Genomic DNA, 10,009 nt, shown 5'->3' with positions numbered 1-10,009 from the left:
AGTCAATCAACGAGATTATGCGCCGGCCCGCGCCTTTGGCCCCGGGTCGGGCATGTGCGGTTGCACAAACACGGTGCGCGCATTTCCGGTACCTTAGTCTCACCGCGTGACCTTTGCGCGACATCGGCTTTCGGCTATCGTCGAGAGCGGCGCATCGAACCGACGGAGGAGTACCCATGCAGGTCACCACGCAAGAGACAGCACAGCAAACGGTCGTCACGGTGCGGCCGCAGGAGAAACTCGCCACGGTTCAGCATCTGCCCTATTTCATCGGCTTGTCGGCGGCGACGGCCGGCACGCGCGGCCTCGCGATGCATCTGGTCGTCGTGCCGCCGGGCGGGCGTGGCGAACCGCATGTCCACGTGGGCTACGAGACGGGCATCTATATTCTGGAAGGACGCATCGAGACGCGCTATGGGCCGGGACTAGCGGAATCCGTCATCAACGAGCCGGGCGACTTCGTGTTCATTCCGCCCGGCGTGCCGCATCAGCCGGTCAATCTGAGCGCGACCGAGCCTGCGCGCGCCGTGATCGCGCGCAACGATGCCAACGAGGCGGATCGCGTCGTGCCGTACGATCCGCGGGAAGCGTCGGCGTCCTAGTCGCCGGCCGCGCCCATGCCCGGAAGATCGACGTAGCCGCTGTCGGCGAAGCGCGCGCCGCCGAACGCGCCGCCCGCGAGCTTGCCGCGCACCGCATACGAAACCTTGCTGACCGTACCGCCGTTCGCGAAGCCGAACGCCTGGCGCGCGACCGAGAATGCCGATACGGTCACCGGCACCGACACCACCGTCTCGCCGAAACGCGGCACTGTCCCGCGCTGGTCGCTCACGCCGCTCGCGAATGCGCGGCCGTTGAGGTCGAGATCGAGCGCGACGCCGTCGAAGTCGATCGGCGCATCGTTCGGGTTCTGCACGCGCAGCTTCACGGCGAAGCGCATTTCGAGCCCCTGGCCTTCGAGCGGCTCGATGCCCGCGACCGTCACGCGCATCGCGTCGCGGTTGAAGAAGCCCGCGCAGCCGTCGAGCGCGAGCATCGCGAGCAACGCGGCGAAGAAGAGAAGGAAGCGATTGCGCATCGGGTTCGGTTGCATGGAAACGTGACTCCTCGCGATGACGTGCTAGATATGCAGCGCATTGAGCAGCATGCGCCCATAGGCATGATGAAACCAGACATCGTCGACGACGAACAGCGCCGCGGCCCACGAAGCGGCGACGATGATCAGATCGCAATGCCCGCTCGTCCACAGTCTGAGCGAATGACGCCCGACGATCCACGGCACGCCGAGCGGATTCGGCCAGTCCGCGAAGAGATGCATGAGGCCGCCGCACGCGAAGCCGAACGCGACCGGCGCCGCCGGATGCCGCCCGAGAAAGTGATAGGAAAGCGCAAGGAGCGCAGCCCAGCCGATGCCCCAGTGCGTGAGCGTGCGATGCGTGATCCAGAGTCTGCGCGCGCGCGTCCACCATGCGACTTCGAGCCAGTCGGGCGCGGTGGCGCCGACGATGCCCGCCACCAGCGCCAGCACGCCCGACATCATGTCCGCGTCCGCGAACCGCGCCGGATGCATCACGACCGCCGCCGCGATGATGCCCGCCGCCCATCCGGTTGCATGATGCGCCTTGCTCGATGCCATGAAAAACCTGCCTTTGTCGCCCGTACCTGAAGAGCGCGCATGTTCGCACGGCGGGCCCATCCGGAGCCGGGCTGAAACATAAACTTACGGAATTGCGCGCATCGAAACACGCTTGTGATCACGACGGCGGCGAGGCGGCGCGGCGTTGTCTAAAATGGTTGCTAGATTGCTGCGCAATTCACGCTGCGGACGCTGCCGATGCGTCCCACGCCCGCCTGCGCATCAGGCATTGAACGTATCCATACCCATCCGGCCGTCATGCAACAGCTGAAATACCTGAGCGCCTACCCGAACACGCTACAGGACAAGGTGCGCCGACTGATCGCCCAGCAACAGCTGGGCGCTTATCTCGACGCGCGCTATCCGAGCAAGCATGCGGTTCAGTCCGACCGCGCGCTCTATCAGTATTGCTCGGACCTGAAGCAGGAATTCCTGCGGGTCGCGCCCGCAATCGACAAGGTCTTCTACGACAGCAAGCTCGACGTGCTGCGTCACGCGCTCGGCCTGCACACCGCGATCTCGCGCGTCCAGGGTGCGAAGCTCAAGGCGAAGAAGGAAATTCGCATCGCGTCGCTGTTCAGGGACACCGCGCCCGAGTTTCTTCGGATGATCGTCGTGCATGAACTCGCGCATCTGAAGGAAAGCGATCACAACAAGGCGTTCTATCGGCTGTGCGAGCTGATGCAGCCGGGCTACCATCAGATCGAATTCGACTTGCGGCTCTATCTCACGCAGCGCGATCTCGCGCGTACCAAGGCGGCGTGAGCGTCGCTGCGCTGCATCAATATGACCAGGAGAGCGCGGCTGCGTATCCGCAAGGCGCTTCCAGCGAAACGGCAACGAACGCGCCCGCTTCGCGCGTGAGCGCATAACGATCGCCTTTGCGCGGCAGCACTGAAAAGCTCGTCATCGTGATCGCCGCGCCGCCGATGCCGACGCCGTGCGCCTTCAGCACCGCCTCTTTCGCGGTCCAGCAGTCGAAGAACCTGGCGTTCTGCGCGGGCTCGTCGGAAAGTCCTTCGATCTCGCGACGATCCATGTCGGCCAGCACGGCGGGCGCCAGTTCGCGCCATTTGAACGTCGCGCGGGCTTCTTCGATATCGACGCCCACACGCCTTTCCCGCGATACCGCGATCAGACCGAACGCGCCCGAATGCGACACGTTGAAATCCGGCGCGTCCGGATGCGCGAGGAACGGCCTGCCGCGGTCGTCGGCGTCGAGGATGAGACTCGCGGCGTCTCGATCCGTATCGGCGGCGAGCACATGCCGCAGCGCGCAACGCAGCGTGGCAAAACGCGCGGCATCCGCGTGACGCAGGAAGCGCGCGGCGCGGGCGCGCTCGCTCGCGTTCATCACGGCGTAGGCGGCGCTGTCGAGCGGCGCGGAAAAGTCGATTTGAACCTGCCACACGCGCACGTCTATGGGCGCATCGGCGGGAAGGGGCATCGGTTGAATGTCGAAGGGAATCGTCGTCGCCGTCATTTGGGTGCGTACTGTGCCTCGCCATTGCCGAAAGACCAGTTCTCCTTCTTCACTTCGACGAGACTGATGAACACGTCCTCGCGCCGCAGTTTCAGGCGTTCGTGCAGGCCATCGGCGACGGCCTTGTAGAACGCGCTTTTCTTCACGACGTCGCGGCCTTCGTTGAGCGTGACCTGGATCACGACGCAATCGTCGGTGCGGCTGATGCCGAGATACGTGCGATCGACGATGAAATCCGACGCGCCATGCTCCGCGACGATCTGAAAGCGATCGTTCTCGGGCACGTCGAGCGTCGTGCGCATCGCGTCGTACACCACGTCGCCGATGGCCGTGCGATATGCGCTGTCCTTGCCTTTCTGCAGATCGATGCGAACGAGCGGCATGAGTCTCTCCTCGTGAATGGTTTCAGCGATAGTCCGGATGCAGCAGCAGTCGCGGCAAGCCCGCGCGATCGATATGCACGACCGCGTTCTGCCCGAAGCCGGTCATCAGCGCATCGGCGGTGGCGTGCGTCGCGCCGAGCACGAGAAGGCTCGCTTCGGCCAGCCAGATGTTCTTCGGATCGATGCCTTCGCCCGGCAGCGCGCGCAAGCCCATTTGCCCGACGCGCTCGATCAGCTTGCGCTGACGCGTCGCGTTCTCCTCGGGCGCGAGCTCCTGACCGAACGGATTGAACGCGGTGACGAACACGGCGCTCGCGACATCGTGTTGCGCAAGCAACGACGCCGCTTCGGCATTCGCGACGCCTATTTTCATAACGATGCCCGGCTGCGCATCGATTCGATAAATCGCCGCGTGGTACGCAGCGAGCGTCGCGGGCGGCAGTCCTTGCGTGCGCTTCAAAACGATCGGCTGGCCGTGCGGCGTGGCGCGCGCGGCCTCGTCCCATTCGACGCGCCGGCGCGCGAGCGTCTCCTCGCTCACGCAGCCCTTTTCGGCCGTCAGGCGTTCGAGCGCGCTCAGCCAGTGCGTGTAGTAAGTATCGCCGTGGTCGGGATCGCCCGCCTTCTGCGCGTCCCTGATCGCGACGCTCAACGCGTGCGCCCACTCCTTCCACGTGAACACGCCGCGCTCGTACAGCGCGAGCGTCATCGCGAAAGCCTGCGCTTCCCACGGCGCGCGAAACGCGGGTCCGGCCTCGTCGAAAGGCAGTTCGGGCAAGACGGCGCGCAACTCATGCAGCTTCGATTCGTTCGAGGTCATGTCACGCGCGCGCGGCATCGAGATAAGGTTCCCAGCAATCGACGCACACGGACGACGCGGTCGTGTCCGCTCCCCACAACGCTTGCGCATCGAAACGCACGGTATAGAGCCAGTGCGGATGTTCGCCGTTGCCGAGCGCGTTTTCATCGGGGAACACATGCGTGCCGCGCACCGCGACGATGCGCCCGGGCTTGCCCCGGCAATAGCGCGGCAGACGCGTATGCGTCGGCGGATTCATCAGCTTCGTGCGAACTTCATCGCCGACAGCGAAGCGCGCCGCCGATGTCGCCGGACGTTCGACCGGCGCGCCGCGCAACAGCGCCGCGCTCACGTCCGCCGCCTTCAGCACGCGCACGTTCGGCTTCGCGGCGGTTTGCGAGCGGCCGCTCGCGATTTCGTCCGCGCTCGCGAGTCCTTTCGCCATCAAGAGCTTCTTCAAACCCTCGAACCAGATTTCGTAGTAGCTGCTGCCGAGATACTGCGCGGGCGGCAGGCTTTCGCGCGCGGCACGCGACGTGTCGATGTTCCATTGGCCCGTTGCGCCCATCGCGAGCGTGACGGCCAGAACCCGCCGCTCCCACTCCGCATGAAACGGCGATGCGCCCGGCATGTCGCAGGCATCGATTTCGACAGGCCCGAACGCCTGCATGCCGCCCATGTCGTGCGCCGCGTTCACGCCGATGCTCCCGCTGCCTGCGATGGCGCGAGCGCGAGGCCCGTGCCGATCATCGAATCGCGCGTGACGAGGTCCGCCAGCGCGTCTTCGTCGAGATGATCCGTACCGGCGGGACGCATCGGCACGACGAGATAGCGCACTTCCGCGGTCGAATCCCACACGCGCAACTCGACGTGTTCAGGCAATGCGACGCCGAAGTCCTTCAGCACGCCGCGCGGATCGATCACCGCGCGCGAGCGATACGGCGCGGACTTGTACCACACGGGCGGCAGCCCGAGCACGGACCACGGATAGCACGAGCACAGCGTGCAGACCACCATGTTATGTACGTCCTCCGTGTTCTCGAGCGCGACCATGTGCTCGCCTTGCCGCCCGGTGTAGCCGAGCGACGCGATGGCGGCGCTGGCGTCGTCCAGCAGCCACGCGCGAAACGCCGGATCGCGCCACGCCTTCGCGACCACGCGCGCGCCGTTGCGCGGCCCGACCTTGTGTTCGTAAGTCTCGACGAAGACATCGAGCGCCTGCGGATCGATATAGCCCTTCTCGACCAGCAGCGATTCGAGCGCGCGCACGCGCAAATCCATCTCGGGCAGCGCGCTGCCTTCGTGTTCGTGATCGTGATGATGAGGATGATCGTGGCTCATGTGCGGACTCGCGAATGGCACAGACGTCACACGTTACCGGAGTGCGCGCGCGCGTGCAAACGTCGGCACGGCCGCCTGCACGCCGCCTATACTTTGATCAGCGTCTCATGCGAGGAGGATGCCATGACACGCAAGTACATCGATTGCCGCGAATGCCCGAGCGACGTGAAGTGCAGCGTCGCGCTTTCTGCCGACACCGAGGACGAACTGATGGAAGCCGCCGTGCAGCATGCGGTCGCGGTGCATCAGCATACCGATTCGCCCGAGTTGCGCTCACAGCTGAAGACCTTCTTCCACGAGGGCGCGCCGCCTGCGTGATCGCGGTTTGCCGGTCTTCAGCCGAGCTCGAAAGTCGTCACGCCGAACACGTTCGCAAGCGGCACGTCCGGGGCCGCCTGCGTGTACATGCGCGCCGTTTCGAAGACGCTCTTCATGTCGTGCTCGACGGCGAGCGCGAGCGCGGCGGGATTGCTTTCGGGCACGTCGAGAAACACGGTCTCGCCCGGCAGCACGGACACGAGCGCGCGATACAGCGCACGCGCGGTCGCGAGATCGTCGGCGAAGAGCGGACCGATCTTGTGACCCGTGCCGCAACGCCGGATCACGGCGAGGCCGCGCACCGCGTCGCCATCGAGCGCGGCAAGTGCGCGCGCGTGCTCTTGCGGCTGCGACAGCCACGCGCGCAGGAACGCGGCGCGCTCGCAGGCGAACATGCGCGTGTCGTAGCCGAGCAGGCGATCGAAGGCAACGGCTGACGCATCGACGATCGTCACGTCATCGACAGAATCATCATCCGCCGACGCGACGCCTTCATAGCGCACGTTGCGATACGCGAGCACGAAGCCCGATTTCCGATAGTTGGGCTGCTGCGCGAGCACGCCGTCGAGCCCGATGTTGCGCGCGCCGAGATAGCGCATGCCTTCGTTCCACAGGCGCATGCCGAAGCCCTTGCCGCGCCATTCCGGGCACACGATATACAGGCCGATGAAGCCGAATGCATCGCCATAGGCAACCGCGGAAATGCAGCCGACCGGCGCGCCGTCCCACGTGCCCACTAAGAAGCCATGCGAGTCGGCGGCGAAGAACGAGCGGGCGTCGTCGAGGCCCGGATTCCATCCTTCGGTCGCGGCCCAGTCGAGCGCGACATCGACATCGCGCGGCGTCATGCTGCGAATGGCGAAGCGGGGATCGTCGGGTGCGGCGTCAGATGGACAGGGAACGGACGGCATGTGAAACGCCTTGTCGAAATGCAGGTGCGTTCAGTGTCGCGCGTTTCTGATGCAGGGGAAAGATGCAGCGAGGGATGGGTACAACGGGGAGTGGCGGAACCGCGGAAGGATAACGAGGCGAACGTGTTCGCCCCGGTCAGGAGTACCCCTGGCGCCGCTCGCCGCGGCTGAAACTCTGGCGCGAGCGCCAGTCTTCCGAGCGCAGGACGTGCTCGCCGTCCTCGCGCGCTGCTTCTTCGGAATCGAAGCCTTCGTCGCTATACGCGACGACCTTCATTCCGCCTCCCGCCGCTCGCTCGACGGTGATGCCCCAATGCCACCCGCCTTCCTGATGGAAGATATGCAGAGTCGGTTTCGACGATGTGGTCTGTTCCATATGTGCGGCTCCTTCAAGCGGACGCCCGTAATGCTTACCGGCCCTGCCCGATGAAACGCTCTGTGCGTACCGGCGTTTGATTGTTCGTGTCGATGCTTCTCGATGCGTGAAGCGAGAGGCTCATGCCACCCGCCAGGAACAGCATACGCAATGCGATGCTGCGTTGCAACACGAGGTTTCCCTATGCGTGGCCATAACCGCACACGCTTTACAAGAATTAACAAGAATAAGCACGAAGGTCGCGATCGTTGCATGCAGTAAGCGTTCGAAAGGCCATGCCTGCGCAGGATTCACTCGCCGTCCCAGTAGCCGAGCGAATCGCTTGCGCGAAAGACGGCGCGCAGGCCTTTCACGCCGGGTTCATCGACGACCAGCACGGCCTGGCGGCCCGTATCCGGATACTCGACCACTTCGGGCGACTGCATCGTGCTGATCGCGAGATAGCGCAGCGTCTGCGTGCTCGTATTGACGATCTGATGCGCTGTTTCGGCATTGCCCGGCGGGCAGGCTATGACATCGCCCGCGCGAATCGGATGCGTTTGGCTGCCGAGCCGCACTTCGCCCTCGCCTTCGATGACGAAGAACATCTCCTCGTTCACGCGATGATGATGAAACGGAAACGCGCGCTTGCCCGGCTCGAGCACGATGAGGCTGTAGCCGAGCTTCTTCGCGCCGACCATGCCGCCGATACGCGCAATGCGCGGCGCGTAACGTTCTGCGGCTGCGCCCGTCGGCGCGAATTCGGGCGGCAGCGGTTGAGGATCGAGCGTATCGAGATTGACGATGGGCGTTTTCATGGTGTCTTGAGTATCGAAGTCATGCGCTTGTCGCGCGAATGTCACGCGTGCTTTCGTGCTCGCCTTGCCACGCGGCGATCGCGTTGCACGTCCACTCGGCATCGTCGTGCGGCAGATCGTGGCCGGCCCACGGATGCACCCTGTGCGGCGCGCGCCATTGCTTCGCGATGCGCGCCGAGCATACCGGATCGACGAGCCGGTCAGCCGCCGACGACAGCAGCAGCACCGGACAACGCGGCGCATCGCGGGCCGCGTGAAAGCGTGCCGCCGCCGCGAGCTGCCGCAGCGCGTTCGCCGCGCTCGCGCCATGCGTGCGCCGAAGCTGCGCCCAGTGCGCGATGTCCGCATCGCGCGAGTCCGCGCGGTTGCATGTGAGGTCGAATATCATCTCCTCGCATTGTTCGGGTTGTGTCCATGTCATTGCGATGCGGGCGAGCATCGGCCATGCCGTGGGACGCAGACGTTCGGGCAGGCGCGCGAACGGACGCATGCTGGTGTTGATCAGCACGAGCCGCTGGATCTCGCCCGCGTGACGTTCGGCCCACGCGGCCGCGACCATCGCGCCGAGCGACATCGCGAGCACGCGACATGGAAAGCGCAGCTTCAGCGACACGGCGCGCTCGCGCACGAAGTCCATCATCGCGACGACGGAATGCGGCGCCGCGTGCGCGTGTTCGACGCCATTGCCCGGCAAATCGATGCACACGACGCGCTCACCTTCTTCGACGAGCCCATGCGCGACGAGCGCCGCATCGAACGCGCCCCAGTGACGCGCTTCGCGTGTGAGACCGCGCAGGAGCACCCAGTCGCTCATGACGTGCGCTGCCAGTGCTCGCGCGCGCGCCGCAACACGTCCTCGCGGAAGTCGCCGCTCGGCAGCCAGCGCCGCGACGAAAACGCGGCGCGCGTAAGGAAATCGAAGAAGTTCGGATGACGCCGCAACACGCGTCGCGTGCGGTGCGCCTTGATCGGATTGAAGATGCCGAGACGCGAGAACATCTGCATCGGATTCTTGCGGATCCAGCGCCATGAACCGAGTTCGAGCGTCATCGGCAGGAAGATGTTGGGCGCGCGCGAGCGGTCGTACGCGAAGTCCCACAGATCGCCGTGCAACAGGTATTGATGGCTCTGCGGCTCGAATGCGTAGCCGTGATGCGGATACGATTCCTCGAACATCGTCTTCAGCAGAAACATTTCCGGCAGATGCGCCATTTGACGCTCGGTGCGCGCGTACGGAAACCAGATGCTGTCGTCCCAGCCGAATCCCGAATGACAATCGAGCGCGAAGCTGAGCGGCCGCGACATCAGTTGCTCCTCGACGACCGAAAGCAGCGCTGCGCTTTCCACTTCCATGCGGCCATCCACCGGCCCGCGATACCACGGCAGCCACGGCCCGATGCGCTGGCCGCCCGCCAGAAACGGCACGCGTCCCTCGGCGCTTTGCGGCGCGTTGCGCATCAGATCGACGCCATTCGGATTTGCGCGGGTGCGCGCGAACATGCCGCCGGGATTGACGATCGGCATGAAGATGAGACGGATCGCGCGCAATTGATGATGCAGCGTGTCGTCCCATTCGAGGCGGCGCAACAGCGCGCGCATGTATTCGAGCACGAGCTGCGTGCCGATGCATTCGAGCCCATGCACGCCGCCGAAAAAGCCGATCGCGGGCGCTTGCGGATCGTCCGAACCGATCGATGCGGTCAGGATCGGAAACGATTGATGGCGTGCGCGCACTTCGCCCATCGTGCGCCACGCGAAGCGCCCGCCACCCGCGATGCGGATCGCCTTCAGTTCGTCCATCTCCGGAAAACTGCTGGTGACGGCGACGCTCGAGGTGCTCATGACGGCGGCCTTTTTGTCGTGTATTCGTTGGCTCAGGCTATGGCTCGGTGTTGCGCGGCACTCCCCGCCCGAAAAAATCGAGTATAGGGCGCTTCACCGGTACACGACATATCGAATATCACG

General features: G+C 64.9%; 15 protein-coding genes. 3 read left to right on the top strand and 12 right to left on the bottom strand.

Features of this window, described 5'->3' with window-relative positions; all coding sequences use genetic code 11:
* Window positions 1-176: 176 nt before the first annotated feature.
* Window positions 177-602 (top strand): cupin domain-containing protein, encoded by a 426-nt coding sequence (locus PQR08_RS04340; protein ID WP_035501554.1) that lies wholly within the window; start codon window positions 177-179, stop codon window positions 600-602.
* Here PQR08_RS04340 and PQR08_RS04335 read toward each other — a convergent pair.
* Both PQR08_RS04335 and PQR08_RS04330 read right to left on the bottom strand, forming a co-directional pair.
* Window positions 599-1,093: an LEA/WHy family protein gene (locus PQR08_RS04335; RefSeq protein ID WP_035501552.1), complete on the bottom strand. Its 495-nt coding sequence runs from the start codon at window positions 1,091-1,093 to the stop codon at window positions 599-601. The genes PQR08_RS04340 and PQR08_RS04335 overlap by 4 nt on opposite strands.
* 27 nt (window positions 1,094-1,120) lie before the next feature.
* The gene (locus PQR08_RS04330) at window positions 1,121-1,636 is read right to left on the bottom strand and encodes a metal-dependent hydrolase (protein ID WP_238217110.1); all 516 of its coding nucleotides are present in this window, start codon (window positions 1,634-1,636) and stop codon (window positions 1,121-1,123) included.
* Between the two features lie 258 nt (window positions 1,637-1,894).
* Here PQR08_RS04330 and PQR08_RS04325 point away from each other — a divergent pair, with 258 nt between their 5' ends.
* Window positions 1,895-2,401, top strand: coding sequence for a M48 metallopeptidase family protein (locus tag PQR08_RS04325; protein ID WP_187606504.1), 507 nt, complete (start codon window positions 1,895-1,897; stop codon window positions 2,399-2,401).
* A 16-nt stretch (window positions 2,402-2,417) separates the two neighbouring features.
* On the opposite strand, the gene PQR08_RS04320 is transcribed toward PQR08_RS04325, so the two are convergent.
* Genes PQR08_RS04320 through nthA form a run of 5 tightly spaced genes read right to left on the bottom strand, consistent with a single transcriptional unit; the run spans window position 2,418 to window position 5,642 of the window.
* Window positions 2,418-3,119 (bottom strand): 4'-phosphopantetheinyl transferase family protein, encoded by a 702-nt coding sequence (locus PQR08_RS04320; protein ID WP_250484503.1) that lies wholly within the window; start codon window positions 3,117-3,119, stop codon window positions 2,418-2,420.
* Window positions 3,116-3,502, bottom strand: a complete 387-nt coding sequence (locus PQR08_RS04315; protein ID WP_238217114.1) for a tautomerase family protein — start codon at window positions 3,500-3,502, stop codon at window positions 3,116-3,118. Before PQR08_RS04315 ends, PQR08_RS04320 begins: the two co-directional genes overlap by 4 nt.
* Window positions 3,503-3,524: 22 nt before the next feature.
* Window positions 3,525-4,322: a nitrile hydratase accessory protein gene (locus PQR08_RS04310; RefSeq protein ID WP_250484502.1), complete on the bottom strand. Its 798-nt coding sequence runs from the start codon at window positions 4,320-4,322 to the stop codon at window positions 3,525-3,527.
* A gap of 1 nt (window position 4,323) precedes the next feature.
* Window positions 4,324-4,998 carry a nitrile hydratase subunit beta gene (gene nthB / locus PQR08_RS04305; RefSeq protein ID WP_250484501.1) on the bottom strand — a complete coding sequence of 225 codons (675 nt, stop codon included), beginning with the start codon at window positions 4,996-4,998 and terminating at the stop codon, window positions 4,324-4,326.
* Window positions 4,995-5,642: a nitrile hydratase subunit alpha gene (gene nthA, locus PQR08_RS04300; protein ID WP_250484500.1), complete on the bottom strand. Its 648-nt coding sequence runs from the start codon at window positions 5,640-5,642 to the stop codon at window positions 4,995-4,997. The genes nthB and nthA overlap by 4 nt, the downstream gene beginning before the upstream one ends.
* Before the next feature lie 123 nt (window positions 5,643-5,765).
* Here nthA and PQR08_RS04295 point away from each other — a divergent pair, with 123 nt between their 5' ends.
* Window positions 5,766-5,960: a DUF1059 domain-containing protein gene (locus PQR08_RS04295; RefSeq protein ID WP_035501542.1), complete on the top strand. Its 195-nt coding sequence runs from the start codon at window positions 5,766-5,768 to the stop codon at window positions 5,958-5,960.
* A gap of 17 nt (window positions 5,961-5,977) precedes the next feature.
* Here PQR08_RS04295 and PQR08_RS04290 read toward each other — a convergent pair whose 3' ends face one another.
* The 5 genes from PQR08_RS04290 to PQR08_RS04270 form a co-directional block, all read right to left on the bottom strand.
* On the bottom strand, window positions 5,978-6,808 hold the full coding sequence (locus PQR08_RS04290; protein ID WP_408161079.1) for a GNAT family N-acetyltransferase: 831 nt from the start codon (window positions 6,806-6,808) through the stop codon (window positions 5,978-5,980).
* A 199-nt stretch (window positions 6,809-7,007) separates the two neighbouring features.
* Window positions 7,008-7,247, bottom strand: coding sequence for a hypothetical protein (locus PQR08_RS04285; protein ID WP_035501540.1), 240 nt, complete (start codon window positions 7,245-7,247; stop codon window positions 7,008-7,010).
* 290 nt (window positions 7,248-7,537) lie between these two features.
* Window positions 7,538-8,044, bottom strand: coding sequence for a cupin domain-containing protein (locus PQR08_RS04280; RefSeq protein WP_250484498.1), 507 nt, complete (start codon window positions 8,042-8,044; stop codon window positions 7,538-7,540).
* Window positions 8,045-8,063: 19 nt separating this feature from the next.
* Entirely contained in the window at window positions 8,064-8,858 is a 795-nt protein-coding gene (locus PQR08_RS04275) for an alpha/beta fold hydrolase (RefSeq protein WP_250484497.1), read from the bottom strand.
* Complete coding sequence (locus PQR08_RS04270) at window positions 8,855-9,886, bottom strand: M14 family zinc carboxypeptidase (RefSeq protein ID WP_250484496.1); 1,032 nt, start codon at window positions 9,884-9,886, stop codon at window positions 8,855-8,857. Before PQR08_RS04270 ends, PQR08_RS04275 begins: the two co-directional genes overlap by 4 nt.
* Window positions 9,887-10,009 lie beyond the last annotated feature (123 nt).

The sequence above is a fragment of the Caballeronia jiangsuensis genome (assembly GCF_046030135.1).
Classification (GTDB): domain Bacteria; phylum Pseudomonadota; class Gammaproteobacteria; order Burkholderiales; family Burkholderiaceae; genus Caballeronia; species Caballeronia jiangsuensis.
This window is presented reverse-complemented; position numbering and strand designations above follow the sequence as displayed.

What these genes read in the sequence shown, in the direction of transcription:
- PQR08_RS04285 (WP_035501540.1), bottom strand. Translation starts at nt 7,247, where the DNA reads ATGGAACAGACCACATCGTCGAAACCGACTCTGCATATCTTCCATCAG.
- PQR08_RS04275 (WP_250484497.1), bottom strand. Translation starts at nt 8,858, where the DNA reads ATGAGCGACTGGGTGCTCCTGCGCGGTCTCACACGCGAAGCGCGTCAC.
- PQR08_RS04310 (WP_250484502.1), bottom strand. Translation starts at nt 4,322, where the DNA reads ATGACCTCGAACGAATCGAAGCTGCATGAGTTGCGCGCCGTCTTGCCC.
- PQR08_RS04340 (WP_035501554.1), top strand. Translation starts at nt 177, where the DNA reads ATGCAGGTCACCACGCAAGAGACAGCACAGCAAACGGTCGTCACGGTG.
- PQR08_RS04330 (WP_238217110.1), bottom strand. Translation starts at nt 1,636, where the DNA reads ATGGCATCGAGCAAGGCGCATCATGCAACCGGATGGGCGGCGGGCATC.
- PQR08_RS04270 (WP_250484496.1), bottom strand. Translation starts at nt 9,886, where the DNA reads ATGAGCACCTCGAGCGTCGCCGTCACCAGCAGTTTTCCGGAGATGGAC.
- PQR08_RS04280 (WP_250484498.1), bottom strand. Translation starts at nt 8,044, where the DNA reads ATGAAAACGCCCATCGTCAATCTCGATACGCTCGATCCTCAACCGCTG.
- PQR08_RS04325 (WP_187606504.1), top strand. Translation starts at nt 1,895, where the DNA reads ATGCAACAGCTGAAATACCTGAGCGCCTACCCGAACACGCTACAGGAC.
- PQR08_RS04315 (WP_238217114.1), bottom strand. Translation starts at nt 3,502, where the DNA reads ATGCCGCTCGTTCGCATCGATCTGCAGAAAGGCAAGGACAGCGCATAT.
- PQR08_RS04335 (WP_035501552.1), bottom strand. Translation starts at nt 1,093, where the DNA reads ATGCAACCGAACCCGATGCGCAATCGCTTCCTTCTCTTCTTCGCCGCG.
- PQR08_RS04295 (WP_035501542.1), top strand. Translation starts at nt 5,766, where the DNA reads ATGACACGCAAGTACATCGATTGCCGCGAATGCCCGAGCGACGTGAAG.
- PQR08_RS04320 (WP_250484503.1), bottom strand. Translation starts at nt 3,119, where the DNA reads ATGACGGCGACGACGATTCCCTTCGACATTCAACCGATGCCCCTTCCC.
- nthA (WP_250484500.1), bottom strand. Translation starts at nt 5,642, where the DNA reads ATGAGCCACGATCATCCTCATCATCACGATCACGAACACGAAGGCAGC.
- PQR08_RS04290 (WP_408161079.1), bottom strand. Translation starts at nt 6,808, where the DNA reads ATGACGCCGCGCGATGTCGATGTCGCGCTCGACTGGGCCGCGACCGAA.